The sequence below is a fragment of the Oceanibaculum nanhaiense genome, from assembly GCF_002148795.1.
Classification (GTDB): Bacteria; Pseudomonadota; Alphaproteobacteria; order Oceanibaculales; family Oceanibaculaceae; genus Oceanibaculum; species Oceanibaculum nanhaiense.
Window position 1 is genome coordinate 237210 of sequence record NZ_MPOB01000001.1, and the last position, 19893, is coordinate 257102.

General features: G+C 65.2%; 15 protein-coding genes and 1 tRNA gene. 10 read left to right on the plus strand and 6 right to left on the minus strand.

Annotation, left to right across the window (positions count from 1 at the left end; all coding sequences use genetic code 11):
• Window position 1 precedes the first annotated feature (1 nt).
• The 4 genes from BKM74_RS01130 to BKM74_RS01145 all read right to left on the minus strand — a co-directional run bounded on the left by BKM74_RS01130 (window position 2) and on the right by BKM74_RS01145 (window position 7886).
• Entirely contained in the window at window positions 2-1291 is a 1290-nt protein-coding gene (locus tag BKM74_RS01130; RefSeq protein ID WP_086463858.1) for an MFS transporter, read from the minus strand.
• Between the two features lie 10 nt (window positions 1292-1301).
• Window positions 1302-6173: an NAD-glutamate dehydrogenase gene (locus BKM74_RS01135; RefSeq protein ID WP_086463859.1), complete on the minus strand. Its 4872-nt coding sequence runs from the start codon at window positions 6171-6173 to the stop codon at window positions 1302-1304.
• 177 nt (window positions 6174-6350) lie between these two features.
• Window positions 6351-7433 carry a porin gene (locus BKM74_RS01140; RefSeq protein ID WP_086463860.1) on the minus strand — a complete coding sequence of 361 codons (1083 nt, stop codon included), beginning with the start codon at window positions 7431-7433 and terminating at the stop codon, window positions 6351-6353.
• A 378-nt stretch (window positions 7434-7811) separates the two neighbouring features.
• Window positions 7812-7886: transfer RNA gene (locus BKM74_RS01145), tRNA-Gly, on the minus strand.
• Window positions 7887-8052: 166 nt separating this feature from the next.
• On the opposite strand from BKM74_RS01145, the gene BKM74_RS01150 reads away from it, so the two are divergent.
• The 5 genes from BKM74_RS01150 to BKM74_RS01170 all read left to right on the plus strand — a co-directional run bounded on the left by BKM74_RS01150 (window position 8053) and on the right by BKM74_RS01170 (window position 11059).
• The gene (locus BKM74_RS01150; RefSeq protein WP_086463861.1) at window positions 8053-8604 is read left to right on the plus strand and encodes a prolyl-tRNA synthetase associated domain-containing protein; all 552 of its coding nucleotides are present in this window, start codon (window positions 8053-8055) and stop codon (window positions 8602-8604) included.
• Window positions 8605-8765: 161 nt separating this feature from the next.
• The gene (gene trxA / locus BKM74_RS01155; RefSeq protein WP_086463862.1) at window positions 8766-9707 is read left to right on the plus strand and encodes a thioredoxin; all 942 of its coding nucleotides are present in this window, start codon (window positions 8766-8768) and stop codon (window positions 9705-9707) included.
• Window positions 9704-10396 (plus strand): LON peptidase substrate-binding domain-containing protein, encoded by a 693-nt coding sequence (locus tag BKM74_RS01160; RefSeq protein WP_086463863.1) that lies wholly within the window; start codon window positions 9704-9706, stop codon window positions 10394-10396. The genes trxA and BKM74_RS01160 overlap by 4 nt, the downstream gene beginning before the upstream one ends.
• 34 nt (window positions 10397-10430) lie before the next feature.
• A complete protein-coding gene (locus BKM74_RS01165) occupies window positions 10431-10676 on the plus strand; it encodes a Trm112 family protein (protein ID WP_086463864.1) in 246 nt (81 codons plus the stop codon).
• Complete coding sequence (locus BKM74_RS01170) at window positions 10673-11059, plus strand: gamma-butyrobetaine hydroxylase-like domain-containing protein (protein WP_086463865.1); 387 nt, start codon at window positions 10673-10675, stop codon at window positions 11057-11059. Before BKM74_RS01165 ends, BKM74_RS01170 begins: the two co-directional genes overlap by 4 nt.
• Window positions 11060-11065: 6 nt before the next feature.
• On the opposite strand, the gene BKM74_RS01175 is transcribed toward BKM74_RS01170, so the two are convergent.
• Window positions 11066-12289, minus strand: a complete 1224-nt coding sequence (locus BKM74_RS01175) for a UbiH/UbiF/VisC/COQ6 family ubiquinone biosynthesis hydroxylase (protein ID WP_176342332.1) — start codon at window positions 12287-12289, stop codon at window positions 11066-11068.
• Window positions 12290-12608: 319 nt separating this feature from the next.
• Here BKM74_RS01175 and BKM74_RS01180 point away from each other — a divergent pair, with 319 nt between their 5' ends.
• The 5 genes from BKM74_RS01180 to BKM74_RS01200 all read left to right on the plus strand — a co-directional run bounded on the left by BKM74_RS01180 (window position 12609) and on the right by BKM74_RS01200 (window position 18978).
• On the plus strand, window positions 12609-12947 hold the full coding sequence (locus BKM74_RS01180) for a P-II family nitrogen regulator (RefSeq protein ID WP_008943274.1): 339 nt from the start codon (window positions 12609-12611) through the stop codon (window positions 12945-12947).
• 20 nt (window positions 12948-12967) lie between these two features.
• Window positions 12968-14332, plus strand: coding sequence for an ammonium transporter (amt, locus tag BKM74_RS01185; protein WP_322096612.1), 1365 nt, complete (start codon window positions 12968-12970; stop codon window positions 14330-14332).
• A 241-nt stretch (window positions 14333-14573) separates the two neighbouring features.
• Window positions 14574-15779 (plus strand): aminotransferase class I/II-fold pyridoxal phosphate-dependent enzyme, encoded by a 1206-nt coding sequence (locus tag BKM74_RS01190; RefSeq protein WP_086463867.1) that lies wholly within the window; start codon window positions 14574-14576, stop codon window positions 15777-15779.
• A 17-nt stretch (window positions 15780-15796) separates the two neighbouring features.
• Entirely contained in the window at window positions 15797-18232 is a 2436-nt protein-coding gene (locus BKM74_RS01195; RefSeq protein WP_086463868.1) for an FtsK/SpoIIIE family DNA translocase, read from the plus strand.
• A 260-nt stretch (window positions 18233-18492) separates the two neighbouring features.
• Window positions 18493-18978, plus strand: a complete 486-nt coding sequence (locus BKM74_RS01200) for a LolA family protein (RefSeq protein WP_176342333.1) — start codon at window positions 18493-18495, stop codon at window positions 18976-18978.
• Between the two features lie 40 nt (window positions 18979-19018).
• On the opposite strand, the gene BKM74_RS01205 is transcribed toward BKM74_RS01200, so the two are convergent.
• On the minus strand, window positions 19019-19792 hold the full coding sequence (locus BKM74_RS01205; protein ID WP_086464228.1) for a sterol desaturase family protein: 774 nt from the start codon (window positions 19790-19792) through the stop codon (window positions 19019-19021).
• Between the last annotated feature and the right edge of the window lie 101 nt (window positions 19793-19893).

The window sequence follows — 19893 nt, forward strand, 5'->3', positions numbered from 1 at the left end:
GCTAATCCCGCCGCGCCGCCGGTTCCTTCAGCGGCAGCAGGATCAACAGCCCCACGACGAAGAAGGCCAGGATTGTCGCCATGCCGGCGCGCTGGCTGTCGAACATCAGCGTCACGCCGCCCAGCAGCATCGGCCCCGCCCAGGCGGTGGCCTTGCCGGACAGCGCGAACAGGCCGAACATCTCCGCCTCCTTGCCCACAGGGGCAAGTCGCGCCATCAGGCTGCGCCCGGCCGCCTGTGCCGGGCCGACGAACAGCCCCAGCGTCAGCGCCAGGATCCAGAACCAGGTCACGCTTTCGACCACCAGCACCGGAATACCAAAGCCGATCAGGAAGACCAGCGTGATCAGGATGGTGCGTTTCGGGCCGATCCAGTCATCGACCCAGGCGAACAGGAAGGCCCCCAGGCCCGCTGTCACATTCATCGCGATGCCGAACTGGATGATTTCGGCAAAGCTCATGCCGAAGGTGCCGGCGGCGTAGATGCCGCCGAAGGCGAACAGGGTGACCAGCCCGTCGGTGTAGAACATCCGCGCCAGCAGGAAGCGCACGATGGTCCGGTGCTGGCCGATGTCGCGCAGCAGCTGGTGCAATTCCCGAAGCCCCTGCCGTGCCGCCTGTGCCATCGGCAGGGCGCTGCGCGGCCGGTCCGGCGTCCACAGCAATAGCGGGATCATGAACAGCGCGTACCAGATGGCGACCAGCAGGGCGGTGGCGCGCACCGGCTCCGCCTGCTCCGGGTCGAGGCCGAAGGGTGGCGGATCGGCCTGCACCAGCCCGTACAGCGCCACGACCAGGCAAGCCAGCCCGCCGCCATAGCCAGCGGCCCAGCCCCAGCCGGACAGCCGCCCGGTGCGACCGGGCGTGGTCAGGTCCGGCAGCATCGAATTATAGAAGATGGTGGCGTATTCGTAGCCCAGCGCGCCCAGCGCCACCAAAGCCAGGGCCAGCGGGATATCCCCGGCATCGGGCCTCACGAACCAAAGGCAGGCGCTGGCGGCGATTGACAGCAGGCTGAACCAGAAGATCCAGGGTTTACGCGCGCCGGCACGGTCGGCGATGGCCCCCAGCACGGGGCCGGTCAGCGCGACGGCCAGCCCGGCCAGCCCGGTCGCCTGCCCCCACAGGAAAGTGCCCTGTTCCGGCGTTTCCGCCACCGCACGGGTGAAATAGGCGGCGAAGATGAAGGTGGTGATGACCGTCGGGTAGCTGTTGTTCGCCCAGTCGAACAGGCACCAGGAGAAGATCGCCCGGCGGTCCGGCCGCCGGGTGGAGGGCACGCTATCGCTCATCGGTTAGCGTCTAGGCGGGCAGCAACGCGCGCAGCTGCGCGTTCGCCACAGTCAGCATGGCGAGATCGACGCCACCCGGCGTGTTGCGGAAATCGGCCAGCAGCTGCGCGGCCTTGTCCGTCGCCGCGCGATTCTGGGAGACCCAGCTTTCGATCTTGTCCTCGCTATTGCCCTTGGCGGTCTTTCCCGTGGTGGCGAGTACGCTCTGGGTCAGCAGTGCCTGATGGCTGTAGAGATCGCCCACCGCACTGTCCACGGCGATCTTCTGCCAGTGATTGTCGAGCGACAGTCCGTCGGCGGCATTGCGCAGCCAGTCGAGACCGAAGCGGGTGCCGACGGCGAAATAAATGCGGGCGACATCGACAATGTCAGTCTTGCTGCCCGCCATTTCGGCGATCTTCACGATATCCGGCGCGCTCAGCAGATAGTCGATGGCGACGATCTCCGAGGCCAGCGATGCCGGGACGCCGTGCTTTTCCAGCTCGGCCTTGCGCTGTTTCAGGGCACCCGTGTCAGCTTCCGGTATCGCCGTGTCGAGTGCCTTGCAGAGGGTGGCGATGCCGGGGCCGAAACGGCCGGTCTCGGCGGATATGTCGAGCGGCCGGGCGGCGTTCGCCAGGAACCACAAGGTGGCCCGCTCGACCAGCCTTCCATATTCCAGCAGCATGCCGATCTGGACGTCCGCCGGCGCCTTGCCGTCCAGCGCCTCGATCTCGGCCCAGCGGTCCCGCAAATTGAACGCCTCACGGCTGATCGTGTAGGCGCGCGCGATATCGACGGCGGGCTGGCCGGTCTTCTCGCGGATCGAATCGACGAAGGCGCTGCCGACCCGGTTCACCATCGAATTTGTGGTGACGGTGGTGATGATCTCGCGGCGCAGCCTGTGCCCGGCGATATAATCCTTGTAGGGGACGCGCAGCCGCTCCGGGAAATAGCGCAGCAGATCCTCGACCAGCAGCGGGTCATCCGGCAGATCGGAGGCCAGCAGGTCGTTATAGAGCGCGATCTTAGAGTAGGAGAGCAGGATTGCCAGTTCCGGCCGGGTGAGGCCGGCATTGGCCGCCGCGCGGTCGGCGATGGTGTCGTCGTCGGGCAGGAATTCGATGGCCCGGTCCAGCTTGCCGGCGCGCTCCAGATGGCGCATCAGCCTGGCATGCAGGTCCAGCAAATCGCCGCCGCGCGCCTGTTCCATGCTGATCGCCTGGGTCTGCAGGTAATTGTGCCGCAGCACATGCTCGCCGACCGCTTCCGTCATCTGTTCCAGCAGCTTGTTGCGCTGCTTTTCGGTCATGTCGCCGGCCTGCACCACGCCGCCCAGCAGGACCTTGATGTTTACCTCATGGTCGGAACAATCGACGCCAGCGGAATTGTCGATGAAGTCGGTGTTCAGCCGCCCGCCGGACAGGGCGTATTCGATGCGTCCGCGTTGCGTCATGCCGAGATTGGCGCCTTCGCCCACCACTTTGGCGCGGATGTCCTGCCCGTTGATGCGGATCGCGTCATTGGCCCGGTCGCCGGCATCGGCATGGCTCTCGCTGCGCGCCTTCACATAGCTGCCGATACCGCCGAACCACAGCAGATCGGCCTCGGCCTTCAGGATCGCGGTCATCAGCGCGGTGGGGGTCAGGGTCTCCTCGGCAATGTCCAGTGCTTTCCGTGCCTCGGGCGAGAGCTTCAGCGACTTCGCCTTGCGGTCGAACACCGCCCCGCCCTTCGAGAGCACCTTGGGGTCGTAGTCCGCCCAGCTGGAGCGCGGCAGATCGAACAGCCGCTGGCGCTCGGCAAAGCTTGTGGCCGGGTCGGGGGTGGGGTCGATGAAGATGTGCAGATGGTTGAAGGCGGCGATCAGCTTGATATGCCGGGACAGCAGCATGCCGTTGCCGAACACGTCGCCGGACATGTCGCCGACGCCGGTCACGGAGAAATCCTCGGCCTGGATATCGCGGCCCAGCTCGCGGAAATGCCGCCTGACCCCTTCCCAGGCGCCGCGCGCGGTGATGCCCATCTTCTTGTGATCGTAGCCGGCGGAGCCGCCCGAGGCGAAGGCGTCATGCAGCCAGAAGCCATAGTCGATGGAAACCGAATTGGCGATGTCGGAGAAGGTGGCCGTGCCCTTGTCGGCGGCGACGACCAGATAGGGGTCGTCCTCGTCCAGCCGCACCACATCAGGCGGCGGCAGCAGGTCGGACCCGGCGACATTGTCGGTGATGTCCAGCATGCCGCACATGAAGGTCTTGTAGCAGGCGATGACCTCTTCCATCAGCGCCTCGCGCCCCCCCTCGGCGGGCGGACGTTTCACCACGAAGCCGCCCTTGGAGCCGACCGGCACGATGACGGCGTTCTTCACCATCTGCGCCTTCATCAGCCCCAGCACCTCGGTGCGGAAATCCTCCTTGCGGTCGGACCAGCGGATTCCGCCGCGCGCCACCTTGCCGCCGCGCAGATGCACCGCCTCGACACGCGGCGAATAGACCCAGATCTCGACCATCGGGCGGGGCAGCGGCAGCTCGTCGATGCGCTGGCTGTCCAGCTTGAAGGAAAGGTAGGGTTTCGGACGCCCGTCCGCACCTTTCTGGAAGGCGTTGGTACGCAAGGTCGCCATCACCAGATTCACGAAGCGCCGCAGGATGCGGTCCTCATCCAGGCTGGAAACCGCGTCCAACGCGTGTTCGATCTCGACCAGGATGCCGCCCTCGCGGACGTCGGCATCCTTGCGGTTCGCGGGATCGAAGCGGGCTGTGAACAGCGCCACCACCAGCCGGGCGATGTCGGCGTATTTCGCCAGAGTCTGCTCGATATAATCCTGGCTGAAGGTGAAGCCGGTCTGGCGCAGATATTTGGCGTAGGCCCGGATGATCGCGGCTTCGCGCGCACTCAGCCCGCCGCGCAGGACCAGCCGGTTGAAGGCGTCGTCTTCCGTCTCGCCATCCCAGACGGCGGCAAAGGCATCCTGGAACTTCTGCTTGGCGCGCGTGAGGTCGATAGCGATTGCATCGGCTGCGTGCAGATGGAAATCATGCACCCAGATTGAGGAGCCGAATCCGGCCGGTTCGATCTCGAACGGCACCTCGCTGATCGCCCGCAGCCCCATATTCTCCAGCATCGGCAGAATATCCGACAGCGGCACCGGCTGGCCGGTGCGATAGACCTTGAAGTGAACCTCATGCTCCGCCGCGCCGATCGGCCGGTAGAGATTCATGACGAGGTTGCGGTCGCCGCGCAGCGCTTCGATGCGGTCGATGTCGAGCAGGGCGGACTGGGCGTTGAAATATTCCGTGTAGCCGATCGGGAAGGCGCGCCCGTAGGTCTTGAACAGCGCCATACCGCGCTCCTCGCCCTTGGCCTCGATCAGGGCTTCGGACAGCCGGTCGGTCCAGGATCGCCCGGCCTCGACGATCTGCGCTTCCAGTTCCTTTACGTCGTAGGACGGAATTTCGCCCCGGGTCGTTTTGATAATGTAATGAACCCGCGCCAGCACGGAATCGGAGAGCTGGGTGTAGAAGGCGGCAAGCGTGCCGTTGAAGCTCTTTTCCAGCAGCGCCTGGATCTTCAGCCTGAGGTCGGTGTTGAAATTGTCGCGCGGCACATAGACCAGGCAGGAGATGTGGCGCTCGAAGGCGTCGCGGCGGACAAACAGCGCGGTGCGCTGGCGTTCCTGCAGATGCAGGATGCCGAGCGTCATCTCGAACAGCTCGTCATCATTGATCTGGAACAGTTCGTCGCGCGGGAAGGTCTCCAGAATGTTGACCAGCGCCTTGCCATCATGGCTGGCCGGCGGGAAGCCGGCGCGCGCCAGGATGCGCGCGACCTTCAGGCGCAGCAGCGGAATGCTGGTTGGAGATTGATTGTAGGCGACCGAGGTGAACAGGCCGACGAAGCGCCGCTCGCCAATCACCTTGCCGGCGGCATCGAATTTCTTGACGGCGATGGAATCCATATGCACCGGGCGATGCACCGTGGCCAGCCGGTTGGTCTTCACCACGTCCAGGATGGTTGGCGTCAGCAGATAGTCGCGCACATCGTCGGGCAGCTGGCCCAGCTCGCGCATGCCGTCGAACACCTGCACCTCGGGGTCGCGCAGGATGCCGAGTCCGGTATCAGGCACCACCTCGCGCTTGGCCTGCTTGCCGCGGCCCGTATAGCCATATTCGCGGTATCCCAGGAAGGTGAAGTGATCCGCTTCCATCCAGCGCAGGAAGGCGCAGGCCTCGGCCAGCTCGTCGGCGGCCAGATTGGCTGGCGGCGCTTTTTCGATGCTCTCCACCTCGGTCAGCACGGCGGCGCGCATCTTGCGCCAGTCCTCCACCGCCGCGCGCACATCGGACAGAATGCCGGCCAGCCGCTCCTCGATATGCTCCAATGCCGCCAGGTCCGATTGTTCGGAGGCCTCGATGTGCATGATCGATTCCAGCCGGCTATCCCCGATACCGTCTTTTGCCTCGGCGTCCGGCGGCAACAATTCGATCATCTTGCCGGTTTCGTCGCGGCGGACGCGGGCGATCGGGTGGATGACGAGATGCACGGTCATGCCGTGGCGGCTGAGTTCCGCCGTGACCGAATCGACGAGGAACGGCATGTCGTCATTGACGATCTCGATGGCGCTGTGCAGCGAGTGCCAGCCATTTGCCTCGAAGGTGGGGGCGAAGGCGCGAACTTTCGGCGTATTGGCGGGGCGTTGTGCGACGAAGCTCCAGGTCGAGAGCACGGCGCCGAGCAGATTCTCCGTATCGCGGTCCAGTATGTCGTCGGGCGGCACATGCGCGTAGAACAGCCGGACGAAGGTTTCCAGCGCCTCGCTCTGCCCGGGCGAAAGACGTTGCCGTGCCAGCCGGATAACGGCGTCGATGGCTTCCTGCTTGCGGGTCTCGAGTTTGCCGAGCATGACCTTCTCCCCCTTGGATCGCCGGTGCGGGTCGATGCTGTCTCCGGCCCTGCGCAATCTTTAACCAAAAACTAGCGCAATCCGCGGGCACAAAGAAGGGACAAGGCGGAAAACAAAAAGAAACGGCCGGCGCTGTCAGGCGCCGGCCGTCTCCTCCGCAAATAGGGGGGATGCGGATCAGAAGGTCAGGAACGTGCCGAAATAGACGGCAACCGCCTTGTCGTCGGCGCCGCTTGCCGGGGCGGGATCGAAATCGCCGAGGATAAAGCCGCCGGCGAATTTGATGCCGTCATTGACGGTATAGGAGGCGGCAATGTCGAACAGCTTCGCTTCGGCGTTGCTGCCCTCATTATCGCCGTTGAAGTAGGTCAGGCCGAAGCCCCAGGGGCCGGTCTCGTAGATTACGCCCAGATCCCAGGCCTTGCTGTCATTGTCGCCGGACAGGCCGTTGTTGAATTTGGCGTAGGAGCCGCCGACGGTGAAGCCGGAGAAGCCGACATTGGCGCCGAAGGAATAGCCCTTGAAGTCATCGAAGGTGCCCGCACCGTCGTTCCCGCCGAGGCTGGCGAACTCATAGCCGGCCGACAGGCCAAGCTCCACCCCGCCGACTTCCCGGGTATAGGCGGCCGCCAGGCTGACCCAGTCCTCCTGCTCGCCGATCCCGCCCTTGGGCAGAACGCCGAAGCCCTGGGTGTTGCCATCGGTGTTGGTGGTGTCCGGCACGTAGGACAGGCCGAGCTGGAAGCCGCTGAACTGCGGGGTGAAATAGGTGATCTTGTTGGCGTCGTTGGTTTGCACCAGATAGGTCGAGGTCGGCGCGCCGTTATTTTCGTAGGGCGCGATGTCCGGCGTGTTCACGCCGATGCCGACATAGGGCGCCTGATAATGCATCAGATAGGCTGCGGTCTCCTTGGAGCCGAGCTGCACCTTGCCGAAGCCGCCTTCGAAATACATGAAGACTTCGTCGGTCGGGCCGTTGGTCGAACCGGTGTTCACGATTTCCAGATTGGCCAGGAAGCCGACGGTCAGGCCGTTGTCCAGCTTGGTTTCGCCATTGAACTGGACCTCGCCCTCATGCCGGAAGGCGACTTTCTTGAAATCGGTCGCGCTGCCATCCTGGTCGGAATAGGTCACCACATTGCTGTAATAGCCGTTCACCGACAGCTTGATCGGATCGGATGCCAGAGCCGGCTGCGCCATTGCCCCCATCGCCGTCCCCGCCGCCACCAAGGCGGTGCTGCCCAAAAGCAATTGCTTCATTTGCTATGCCTCTTGCTTCGATTGCCCCTGTTTCCCGACCCGTAATCCCGGTCTTCCGGGCAGTCGCGTCGGGTTTGACGCCTTATGCGTTGCCGTATTTCTGCAATATACAGGCCAATTCCGGTTTTTACCAAGTAGCCGGGAAAGTATGGAGTTCTGACTACAGAACAGAGGCCATGGTTATTTAAAAGGCCAAAAAAAGCGCAAGAAATCGGCAAGTGGCGAAAATATGAGCAGAAGCTTGATTGGCGCCTGCGCGCCAGCGTAATGCCGGAGGGCTGGTGGGGTATCATGGTGGGGAAGTATGGGCACGAAGGCGGAGGGCATGAAAAAGGCCGCTGAGTCAGCGGCCTTTTCGTTGCGCTTTCGCGCCTCTATTGGAGCGGGCGATGAGATTCGAACTCACGACCCCAACCTTGGCAAGGTTGTGCTCTACCCCTGAGCTACGCCCGCATTGGGTACGTCCCGACCGTCAGGCCGTGGCGAGGCCGCGATAATACCCATTGCGATCTCCTTTGCAAGCGGTGAATCGCGGAAAAATTCCAAGCCGCATGAAGGGCCGCTTTCGGCCGATCTTTCCGGTTGAGTTCTTCTCCGCCGGTTCGTTAGGCTGCTGGCCATGATGGAGCAATCTCAAGACGATAAGGCGAAGGACGACGGGGCGATGGCGGCGATTGCCCCAACCACGGCTGACGCGCTGCTGGCGCGGCTGGACGCACTCGGCGTCGCCTATACGGAACACCGGCATCCGCCTTTGTTCACGGTGGAGGATTCGAAGGCGCTGCGCGGCGAACTGCCGGGCGGGCACTGCAAGAACCTGTTCCTGAAGGACAAGAAGGGCCAGTACTGGCTGGTGGTGGCGCTGGAGGACCGGCCAATCGACCTGAAAGCGCTGGACAAGAAGATCGGCGCGGCGCGGCTGTCCTTCGGCAGTGCCGAGCGGCTGTGGCAGGTGCTGGGTGTGCGGCCGGGCGCGGTGACGCCCCTGGCGCTGGTCAACGACAAGGCCGGCCAGGTGAATCTGGTGCTCGACAAGGGCATGCTGGCGCATGACCCGCTGAATTATCATCCGCTGGTGAATGACCGTACCATCGCGCTCAGCCCGGAGGGGCTGCTGGCCTTCCTGCGTGACACCGGCCATGATCCGGCGATCCTCGATCTGGAGGAATAGCCGTCTGCACAAGCTGCGTGCGGTATGGGGCCGCCATGCGGCTTTCGCGGCTTGTATCCGGCGCGTATTGCCGCCACATTTGCTGCGATCCGGCGGCCGGTGCTTCCGATTGCACGCATGTCCGCCCCACCAGCAAACACGGTCAATAACGGTGAATACCGATGGATTTTCTGATCGGCGGCGGCCCTAAGCCCGCATCCGGCGGCGGCACGCAGAGCCCCTACGTCAAGGACACCACGACGGCGAGCTTCATGGCGGATGTCGTCGAGGCCTCGCAGCAGCAGCCGGTGATTGTCGATTTCTGGGCGCCGTGGTGCGGCCCCTGCCGGCAACTCGGCCCGGCGCTGGAGAAGGCGGTGGCGGAGGCCAAGGGCGCGGTCCGCATGGTGAAGATCAATGTGGACGAGAATCAGGAGGTCGCCGCACAGCTGCGCGTGCAGTCGATTCCGACCGTCTATGCCTTCTTCCAGGGCCGTCCGGTCGATGCCTTTCAGGGGGCATTGCCGGAAAGCCAGGTGAAGGAGTTCGTGAAGCGGCTGGTCGATGCCGCCGGCGCGGGTGGCGGCGAGGCCGAGGCCGTGCAGGCGGCGCTCGATCAGGCGGCGGAATTGCTGGCCACGGACGATTTCCAGAATGCCGCGGCGCTGTATTCGCGCATCCTGCAGCACGATCCGGAAAGTCTGCCGGCGATCGCCGGCCTGTTGCGCGCGCTGATTGGCGCCGGACAGATCGACCAGGCCAAGGCCCTGCTGGCTGATTTGCCGGAAGAAGTGACGAAAAGCGCCGAGGTCGAGAGCGCGCGTCAGGCGCTGGAGCTGGCCGAGGAAGCCCAGGCCGCGGCCGGCGAGCTGGTTCAGCTGGAGGCGCTGCTGGCGCAGAATCCAGCCGATCATGACAGCCGCTTCAAACTGGCGATGGCGTATTACGCCACCGGCGACAACGAGGCGGCCGCCGGGGCATTGCTGGAGATCATCCGCCGCAATCGCGCCTGGAACGACGAGGCCGCGCGCACCCAGCTGCTGAAGTTTTTCGAGGCCTGGGGACCGAAAGATGAGGTCACGCTCTCGTCGCGGCGGGCCTTGTCCTCCATATTGTTTGCATGACCGAATCGCCCTTCGACCCAAAGTTCGACGAATTACCGCAGACCCTGCCAATTTTTCCGCTGTCGGGCGTGCTGCTGTTGCCGCGCGGGCGCCTGCCGCTGAACATCTTCGAGCCACGCTATCTGGCGATGACCCGCGATGCGCTGGCGGGTGACCGGCTGATCGGCATGGTGCAGCCGAAACCCGGCCCCGATGGGCATAAGGCAGGCGATGCCGGTGCGCGCGATTCCGGCGCGGCGGAGATCTATCCGGTGGGCTGCGCCGGTCGGCTCACGGCCTTCGCGGAGACCGACGATGGCCGCTACCTCATTACCCTGACCGGCTTCTGCCGGTTCCAGGTGCAGGAAGAGCTGCCTTTGAAGCAGGGCTATCGTAGCGTGCGGGTCGATTGGAGCGGCTATGCCGCCGACCGTGAGATGGCGGCCCCCTCCGGGCTGCGCCGCGACGATTTCGAATCGACGCTGGCGCATTATTTCCGGCTCTACGGCATTCAGGCCGACTGGGCGACCATCAAGGAGGCGCCGGACGAGCGGTTGATCACCTCGCTGGCGATGATCTGCCCCTTCGCGCCGACCGAAAAGCAGGCGCTGCTGGAGGCGCCGACCCTGGCAGACCGGGCGCGTGTCATCCACACGCTGATCGAGATGGCCGTTGCCGAGCGCGGCAGCGGCGATACGGCCCGGCACTGATTGATGAACACGGCACTGACGAAAGAGGCTGCACGTGACGGAACATGAGGCTGGCCAGGCCAAGGCCACAGGGCGAGATGGGGCCACAGGAAGCGTCGATCCGAAATTGCTGGAAATCCTGGTCTGTCCGCTGACCAAGGGTCCGCTGCGCTACGACGCGGCCCGGCAGGAACTCATCAGCGACCAGGCGCGGCTCGCCTATCCGATCCGCGACGGCATCCCGATCATGCTGGTCGATGAGGCGCGGCAGCTCGACGATACGGAACTGAAGCGCCGATGAGCGAGGAATTCGATACCGCGCACTGGCCGACCGAGGTCACGCTGAAGAAGGCCGAGAAGCTGCTGGAAATCAGCTTCGACAATGGCCGGAGCTTTCGCCTGCCGGCGGAATATCTGCGTGTTGAAAGCCCGTCGGCCGAGGTGCAGGGCCATGGCGCCGGCCAGAAGAAGACCGTTCACGGCCGCGCCCATGTCGGCATCATGGGGCTGGAGCCGGTTGGCAATTACGCCATCCGCATCAAGTTCGACGATCTGCACGACAGCGGCATCTTTTCCTGGCGCTATCTCTACGAACTGGGCGAGCGTCAGGATGAGCTGTGGGCGAAATATCTGGCGGAGCTCGAGAAGCTCGGCCTGTCGCGCGAGCCGAAGCGGCGCTCCTGAGCGGCTTCAGCCGCCGATTGTGCCCATGGCGTGGCGCATGAACAGCCGCTTCAGCGGCGGCAGCTGGTTGACGGCGGCGAGGCCCAGCCGGCGGGCCAGCCGGACCGGGGCGATATCGTTCGAGAACAGCCGGTTTAGCCCGTCCGTCGCGGCGACCAGCGTCATCGTATCGACCCGCCGCCGCCGGTCATAATCGGCCAGCAGCGCCGCCGAACCGAGATCGAGGCCAAGCCCTTGCGCTTCGGCCAGCAGCTCGACCAGCACCTCGACGTCGCGCAGGCCAAGATTGAGGCCCTGCCCGGCAATCGGATGGATGCCGTGCGCGGCATCGCCGACCAGCGCCAGCCGGCGGTCGGTCATGCGTTCCGCCAGCAGCAGCGACAGCGGATAGTGCCAGCGCCGGCCGAGCAGTGTCAGCCTGCCGCAATAATCGCCGAACCGCCGGTTCATCTCGGCGCTGAAGGCATCATCGTCCAGCGCCAGCATCTGCGGCACCAGATCGTCGCGCTCGGTCCAGACGATGGAGGCCCGGTTCGGATGGCCCGGAATGCCGGTCATCGGCAGCAGCGCGAAGGGTCCGGCCGGCAGGAAGCGCTCATGCGCGATATTGCGGTGTGGCCGTTCCATTGACACCGAACACACGATGCCGGTCTGGCCGTAGCTCCAGCGCGTGACCTTGATGCCGGCCTCCTCGCGCAGCCGGGAGCCGCGGCCATCGGCGGCGATGGCGAGGCGTGCGGAGACAATGCGGCCATCGGCCAGCGTCGCGGCCACGCCATCTTGCCGGCGCTCCAGCGTCGCCACATTCATCGGCGCCAGCAGGGTCAGGCCCGGCACCTCGGCAAGACCATCGAACAAGGCGCGGCGAGTCACGGTATTCTCGACGATCCAGCCCATCGGCTGGTCGCCGACCTCGCGGTGGTCGTAATGCAGGAACAGGCGGGAATCGCCGTCGGATACCCTGATGTCGAGGATTGGACCGGCCTCCGGCACGATGCGGTCCCATAGACCGATGCGGTCCAGCAACTGCTTTGACCCCAGCGCGATGGCCGATCCGCGCCCGTCATAGGCGGCATCGGTCTGACTCTCGGCGGGCTCGCGGTCCACTGCCACGCTGCGTATGCCTTTCAGCGCCAGCGCCCGGCCCAGCGTCAGCCCGACCAGGCCGCCGCCGACGATCAGTATGTCGGTTTCGATTCGCATGCCGGTCTCGTTTTGCTGTGCGCTCATGCCCGATGCTCTCTGGTTTCGGCCTGGTTTCGGCCCGCCGACAGATCCTGCCAGTGACTCTGGTCCGGGACCGGCACCCTGTCCAGAGGCGCGATGTCGCGGCGAGGGGGTTAAATATTAGTCACCGTCGGCAAAATACGCACAAAAAATAGGCAAAACAGCGATGCGTTGCTGATCATGACGGGTTGATGACAGCGGAGTCGCCCGGAATCGCTGGTATCTCATCACCGCATCATAAACGGCATGCTTCTTGAGTTAGTCCCGTCAGACCCGCGTCTGCGGGCTGATGGTACACCCGGAAGGAAGGGGAGCGGGCGACATGAAGCTGATTATGGCGATCATCAAGCCCTTCAAGCTCGACGAAGTGCGCGAAGCGCTGACCGAGCTGGGCATCCAGGGCCTCACTGTGAGTGAAGTGAAGGGCTTTGGGCGTCAGAAGGGACAGACCGAAATCTATCGCGGCGCCGAATATGCCGTGAATTTCCTGCCGAAGGTGAAGATCGAGTTGGTGGTTTCCGACGATCTCGCCGAATCCGTCGTCGAATCGATCCAGAAAGCGGCCAATACCGGCCGGATCGGCGACGGCAAGATCTTCGTGCTGGACGTGGCGCGGGCGATCCGCATCCGCACCGGCGAAACCGACGCGGACGCGCTTTAAGGATTGCGGAGGAGGCAATGATGATGGGGTTCAATAGGCTCGCTGCAAAGCTGAGCAGGGGGGTCGGGCTGGCGGCTCTGGTCGCTGTTCCGGTAGCGCTGACGGCGACACCCGCCGCCGCCGAGGTCTCGGCGGAAACGGCATTCGTCTTCAACACGTTTTCGTTCCTGGTGTGCGGCGCGCTGGTCATGTGGATGGCCGCCGGCTTCGCGATGCTGGAATCGGGGCTGGTGCGGTCCAAGAATACGGCCGCGATCTGCCTGAAGAACATCACGCTCTATTCGGTCGCCGGTATCATGTATTACCTGGTCGGCTACAGCCTGATGTACACGGATGTCAGCGGCTGGATCGGTTCCTTCGCGCTGTTCTACAACTCGTCCGACGCGGAACTGGCGCTGCTCGGTGCCGACGAGGCGACGGCCGAACAGGTCGCCGCCGTGGTCGATAACGGTTATTCGGTGATGTCCGACTGGTTCTTCCAGATGGTGTTCGTCGCCACCGCGGCCTCTATCGTCTCGGGCACGCTGGCCGAGCGCATCAAATTCTGGCCGTTCATCATCTTCGTCGTCGTGCTGACGGCGATTCTCTACCCGATCCAGGGCTCGTGGACCTGGGGCGGTGGCTGGCTCAGCGAGATGGGCTTCAGCGACTTTGCCGGCTCCACCATCGTCCACTCCGTGGGTGGCTGGGCGGCCCTGACCGGCGCCATCATCCTCGGTGCGCGCAAGGGCAAGTACGCGGCCGATGGCCGGGTCACCCCGCTGCCGGGCGCCAACCTGCCGCTGGCCACGCTGGGCACCTTCGTGCTGTGGCTGGGCTGGTTCGGCTTCAATGGCGGCTCGCAGCTGGCGCTGGGTTCGGCGCTGGATGCCACGGCGATGGCCATCGTGTTCTCCAACACCAACCTCGCGGCCTGCGGCGGCGTGATGGCGGCCTGCCTGCTGACGCAGATCCTGTATGGCAAGATCGACCTCACCATGGCGTTGAACGGCGCCATCGGCGGCCTGGTGTCGATCACCGCCGGTCCGGACCTGACGCACCACTTCCTGTCGATCATCGTCGGTGCCATCGGCGGTATCCTGGTGGTGGTCACGGTGCCGCTGCTCGACAAGCTGAAGGTCGATGACGTGGTTGGCGCGATCCCGGCCCACCTTGTGTGCGGCATCTGGGGGACGCTGGCGGTCGGCATCTTCGGTGGCGGCAGCCTGGTGACCCAGGTGATCGGCATCGTGGCGATCGCCGTGTTCATGATCGTGACCAGCGCTATCCTCTGGCTGGTGCTGAAATTCACCATGGGCATCCGGGTCAGCGAAGAGGAAGAAGCACTCGGCCTCGACAAGGCGGAGCTGGGCCTCGAAGCCTATCCGGAGTTCGGCCGGAGCTAAGCCCCCGGCTCTAAGCCCTCGGCTGGGCTTCGCTCAAGCCGAGAAGAAACTGGCCCGGGCGGTCGATTCCGTCCGGGCTTTTTCTTGGCTTCCGCCAGAAGCTAACATCAGGACTCAACGAACTGGCTTAGCCTTCTGTATTGTCTTTACCTTTTTCGCCGGTATAGTGCGTTTGGAGGGATTACCGGGATGGTAGCCCCCTTTTGCCATTTTGTTAGGCACCGCTTTACTGGGCACCGCGATGATCAACGACCGGTTGGACGCTCTTGCCGATTATCCGTTCCGCAAGCTGAGCACGCTGCTCGACCCGATCAAGCCGGTCAGCAACGACGCGCCGCTGCTGCTGTCGGTGGGTGAGCCGCAAAATCAGCCGCCCGCCTTCATCAACGAGGTGATCGCGGAGAATGGCCATCTCTGGAACAAATATCCGCCAGCCCTGGCGACGCCGGCCTATCGCCAGGCTGTCGCCGACTGGCTGACGATGCGCTACAAGCTGCCCGCCGGCTTCGTCGATCCCGACCGCAATGTGGTGCCGGTGCCGGGCTCGCGCGAGCCGCTGTTCATGCTGGCGCTGGTGACGATTCCGGCGGCCAAGGGCGGCGGCAAGCCGGTGGTGCTGGTGCCCAGCCCCTCCTATCACGTCTATCGCGGCGCGGCGCTGGCGGCGAACGCCGAGACGGTCTATCTGCCGGCGACCGCGGCCACCAACTTCCTGCCCGATCCGGAGAGTGTGTCGAAGGATGTGCTGGAGCGCACTGCGCTCTGTTACCTGTGCACCCCGTCCAACCCGCAGGGCACGGTGGCGGACATCGCCTATCTGAAGAGATGGATCAAGCTGGCGCGCGAGCATGATTTCGTGCTGGCGGTCGATGAATGCTACGCGGAAATCTATGACGCGCTGCCGCCGACCGGCGCGCTGGAGGCCTGTGCGGCGCTGGGCGATGGGCCGAACGGCACGCCGATGGATAATGTCGTGGTGTTCCATTCGCTGTCCAAGCGCTCCTCGGCGCCGGGCCTGCGCGCCGGCTTCATCGCCGGCGATGCCAAGGTGATGGCGCGCTATGGCGAACTCATCAGCTATGCCTGCACGCCGATGCCGCTGCCGCTGGTGGCCGCCGCCACGGCGCTGTGGCGCGATGAGGCGCATGTCCGCGAAAATCAGGCGATGTATCGCCGCAACTTCGATATCGCGACCCGGCTGCTGGACGGCAAGGCAGGCTATTTCCGGCCGCAGGCGGGGTTCTTCCTGTGGCTCAATGTCGGCGATGGCGAGGCGGCCTGCGCGCGGCTGTGGAAGGAGGCGGCGATCCGCAGCCTGCCCGGCGGCTATATGGCGGTGCCGGACGCGAACGGGGTCAATCCCGGCGCGCCCTATCTGCGCATCGCCCTGGTTTATGACAATGACACGATGGAGGATGCGCTCGGCCGTTTGGCGCGCGCGCTCTGACCATCCCGGAGGGGCCGATGGCGACCACCAGCAACGCGACGACCCGGACCGTGCTCTTTCCGCCCGGTTTCGCGGCCTTCCTGAAGCGCCGTGCACGTGAGGCCGCCGGTCTGGCGCTGATCGCGCTGGCCGTTGCGCTGGTGCTGTCGATGGCGAGCTATCATCCGCAGGATCCGTCTCTCAACACCGCCAATACCGGTCCCGTGCACAATTGGCTGGGCTATCCCGGCGCGCTGGCGGGCGACCTTCTGCTGCAGACGCTGGGCCTGTCGGGCGGCCTGCTGGCGCTGGTCATTGCCGCCTGGGGCTATCGCATCCTGGCCCGGCTGGGCGTGGCGCGCGCTGTCCTGCGCGTCGCCCTGCTGCCGCTGGGGCTGCTGCTTGCGGCGATGGCGCTGGCGATCGTGACGCCGCCCGCCGGCTGGCCGCTGGTCAGTGGCCTGGGCGGCTTCACCGGCACGCTGCTGCTGGCCAAGGCGGGCGGGCTGCTGCCGCTGCTCGGCGCCTCGGTCGAGCTGGCGCTGGTCGGTCTGGCGGCGGGGCTGCTGGCGGCCTTGCTGCTGCTCTACACGCTGGGTTTCTCGCTGCGCGAATGGTGGGGGCTGATGCGGCGCAGCGCGCGCATGGCCTGGGCCGGCGGCGCGCTGACCTATCGCGGCGCTGCCGCCAGCGGGCGTCTGGGCGGGCGCCTGGGCGGGGCCGCCGCCAGGGCGGGTTACGACCTGGCCCGCAAGGGGCTGCGGCAGGAGCCGTCGCTGAAAGGGAATGTGCTGTCGCGCCGCCGCGCCGAGGAGGACACGAAGAACGGGGACGAGATCGTCCCCCGTGCCGCCCGAGGCCCGCGCCTGGAACTGCCGCGCGAGCCGGCAGCCGCCGCGCCGAAGGAAGCGCGGCTGGAGAAGCGCAGCCCGGCCAAGAGCGCCTCGAAGCAGAAATCGCTCGACCTTGCCCCCAGTGGCGATTTCGAACTGCCGGAGATGGAACTGCTGACGCCGGCGCCCACGCGGCGCAGTGGCCCGCAGCCGGAAGGGCTGGAGGCTAATGCCCGGCTGCTGGAGACCGTGCTGTCGGATTTCGGCGTAAAGGGCGAGATCGTGAAGATCCGGCCCGGCCCGGTCGTTACCCTGTACGAGCTGGAGCCGGCGCCTGGCACCAAATCCTCGCGCGTCATCGGCCTGTCCGACGACATCGCCCGCTCGATGAGCGCGGTGTCGGTGCGCGTCGCTGTGGTCCCCGGCCGCAGCGTCATCGGCATCGAGCTGCCGAACCAGAACCGCGAGACCGTGTTCCTGCGCGAGGCCTTCGAATCGGACGCCTATGAGCGCAGCGCCGCCAAGCTGCCGCTGGCGCTGGGCCATGATATCGGCGGCGTCCCGGTGATCGCCGACCTTGCCCGCATGCCGCATCTGCTGGTTGCCGGCACCACCGGTTCGGGCAAGTCGGTGGCGGTGAACGCGATGATCCTGTCGCTGCTCTACAAGCTGCCGCCGGAGCGCTGCCGCTTCATTATGATCGACCCGAAGATGCTGGAACTGTCGATCTATGACGGTATTCCGCATCTGCTGGCGCCGGTTGTCACCGACCCGTCCAAGGCGGTGGTGGCGCTGAAATGGACGGTGCGGGAGATGGAGAACCGCTACCGCGCCATGTCGAAGCTCGGCGTGCGCAATATCGACGGCTACAACCTCCGCCTTGCCGAGGCGCGCAAGAAGGGCGAGGTGCTGAAGCGCCGCGTGCAGACCGGCTTCGACGCCGATACCGGCAAGCCGGTGTTCGAGGATGAGACGCTGGATCTGGAGCCGCTGCCCTACATCGTGGTGGTGGTGGACGAGATGGCCGACCTGATGCTGGTCGCCGGCAAGGATATCGAGGCGGCGATCCAGCGGCTGGCGCAGATGGCGCGCGCGGCGGGCATCCACATCATCATGGCGACGCAGCGCCCCTCGGTCGATGTCATCACCGGCACGATCAAGGCGAACTTCCCGACTCGCATCAGCTTCCAGGTCACCTCCAAGATCGACAGCCGCACCATCCTGGGCGAGGGCGGGGCGGAAACCCTGCTCGGCCAGGGCGACATGCTCTACATGGCCGGCGGCGGCCGTCTGACCCGCGTGCACGGCCCCTTCGTCAGCGATGGCGAGGTCGAGGATGTGGTGCGCCACCTGAAGGCGCAGGGCGTGCCCGACTATGTCGAATCGGTGACCGAGGATGACGATCTGGGCGGCGACATCGCCGGGCTGTCGGGCGATGGCGAACGCGACGATCTGTTTGACCGCGCGGTCGAGCTGGTGGCGCGCGAGGGCAAATGCTCGACCAGCTTCATCCAGCGCTATCTGCAGATCGGTTATAACCGGGCCGCCCGCATCGTCGAGCGCATGGAGGCGGAAGGCATGGTTTCCAAGGCCAACCATGTCGGCAAGCGTGAGGTTCTGCTGCGCGAACCCGACGAGTGAGCGGTTTGACGCCATTGCGGCAGAATCGGCCCATTCAGGGCCATTTTGCGGCACGCCTTGCGTGCTTCGCTACCGCACCCCATCTCCGTGTCATGCGAAACTTCCCCCTACTCGCATCGCTGGTCGCCGGCCTCCTGCTCCTGTCCGCTCCCCCCTCCACTGGGCAGGCAGCGGGGCCGGCGAACACAGCACCCAGCCTTTCCGCCGCGGACCGTGAGACGGTTCAGCGCCTGGAAACCTATCTGAATAACATCAAGACCATGCAGGCCGACTTCCAGCAGATCGCCTCCACCGGGCAGAGCGCCAGGGGCATCTTCTATTTGTCCCGGCCGGGCAAGCTGCGTGTGCAGTACACCGAGCCGGAACCGGCCTTCCTGCTGGCGAACCAGAATCTCCTCGTCTATGTCGATGAGACGCTCGGCCAGGAAAGCTATGTTCCAACCGGTTCGACGCCGGTCTCCTTCCTGCTGGCCGACACCATCAGCCTTGATGGCGATGTCCGCATCGAGCGCGTGCAATCCAGGGACAATGTGATCCGGGTCGGGCTGGTGCAGCGCGACGATCCGGATGCCGGCGCGCTGACGCTGGTGTTCAGCGACCTGCCGCTGGAGCTGCGGCAATGGACGGTGACCGACGCGCAGGGCGTTAAGACCACCATCGCGCTGAACAATACGAGCTATGGCCGCAAGCTCGATCCCGACCTGTTCGAGTATCAGCAGAAGCCGGTGCAGGGGCCGCGCAACTGACGGCTCCGCCTTCGATACGCCCGATTTCGATACGATAACGTTACGTTTTGCGGAAGGGGCGGGCCAGCAGTGCGGCGAAGCCGCCGTCGCGCGCCTCGCCTTCCAGCCCAATCTCCATATCCAGCCGCCGCGATTCCAGATTGCGGGAGCCGAACAGCGGATCCCAAAGGCTGAGGATGGTGGCGTAGTTCGAATCCGTGTCGCGCCGCACCGCGTGATGGTGCATCCAGTGGATCGAGGGTGTGACCACGATCCGGGCCAGCGCTTTTTCCAGTCTTTCGGGCAGCCGCAGGTTGGAATGGTGGAAGATCGACGCCATCAGCACCAGCGTCTCGAAAACCAGCACGGAAACCAGCGGGATATCGAACAGCATGATGATGGCCGCCCGCGCCAGCGCCGACAGCACCACCTCGCCGAAATGGAAGCGCACGGCGGAAGTTGCGTCGAGGAACCGGTCGAGGTGATGCACCGCATGGAAACGCCACAGCAAGGGCAGCTCGTGATTGGCGCGATGCCACCAGTAGATCAGGAAATCCAGCAGCAGGATATCGGCCAGCAGTGCCCAGCCGCCGCGCAGCGCGTCCGGCCGCCAGCCCAGCGTGTGCTGGCTGGCCCATAGCGACACCGGCACCACGACCAGCGGCGACAGGCCGGCATTCAGCAGCCACAGCCCGGCATTGCGGGCGAGGCGCGGCAGGCCACGGGCTTCCGCTGGCCGGTCGGCGGCCGGCAGCAGCCGCTCCCCGGCCAGGAACAGCGCGATCCACAGGCCGACAGCGAGGCCTTTCCAGGCCAGCAGGGTCTCGATGGGCAAGGGCGACTCCATGGCAGCAAACAGAACTAGACATAATCCGTCCGCATGCCTGCCGCCACTCACGAGCGCGGGAGCGGGAAAGACAGTGCCACCCCTTGCCC

Excerpts from the sequence above, each read along its gene's own strand:
- BKM74_RS01130 (WP_086463858.1), bottom strand. The coding sequence starts at position 1,291 with ATGAGCGATAGCGTGCCCTCCACCCGGCGGCCGGACCGCCGGGCGATC.
- BKM74_RS01135 (WP_086463859.1), bottom strand. The coding sequence starts at position 6,173 with ATGCTCGGCAAACTCGAGACCCGCAAGCAGGAAGCCATCGACGCCGTT.
- BKM74_RS01140 (WP_086463860.1), bottom strand. The coding sequence starts at position 7,433 with ATGAAGCAATTGCTTTTGGGCAGCACCGCCTTGGTGGCGGCGGGGACG.
- BKM74_RS01150 (WP_086463861.1), top strand. The coding sequence starts at position 8,053 with ATGATGGAGCAATCTCAAGACGATAAGGCGAAGGACGACGGGGCGATG.
- trxA (WP_086463862.1), top strand. The coding sequence starts at position 8,766 with ATGGATTTTCTGATCGGCGGCGGCCCTAAGCCCGCATCCGGCGGCGGC.
- BKM74_RS01160 (WP_086463863.1), top strand. The coding sequence starts at position 9,704 with ATGACCGAATCGCCCTTCGACCCAAAGTTCGACGAATTACCGCAGACC.
- BKM74_RS01170 (WP_086463865.1), top strand. The coding sequence starts at position 10,673 with ATGAGCGAGGAATTCGATACCGCGCACTGGCCGACCGAGGTCACGCTG.
- BKM74_RS01175 (WP_176342332.1), bottom strand. The coding sequence starts at position 12,289 with ATGAGCGCACAGCAAAACGAGACCGGCATGCGAATCGAAACCGACATA.
- BKM74_RS01180 (WP_008943274.1), top strand. The coding sequence starts at position 12,609 with ATGAAGCTGATTATGGCGATCATCAAGCCCTTCAAGCTCGACGAAGTG.
- amt (WP_322096612.1), top strand. The coding sequence starts at position 12,968 with ATGATGGGGTTCAATAGGCTCGCTGCAAAGCTGAGCAGGGGGGTCGGG.
- BKM74_RS01190 (WP_086463867.1), top strand. The coding sequence starts at position 14,574 with ATGATCAACGACCGGTTGGACGCTCTTGCCGATTATCCGTTCCGCAAG.
- BKM74_RS01195 (WP_086463868.1), top strand. The coding sequence starts at position 15,797 with ATGGCGACCACCAGCAACGCGACGACCCGGACCGTGCTCTTTCCGCCC.
- BKM74_RS01200 (WP_176342333.1), top strand. The coding sequence starts at position 18,493 with ATGCAGGCCGACTTCCAGCAGATCGCCTCCACCGGGCAGAGCGCCAGG.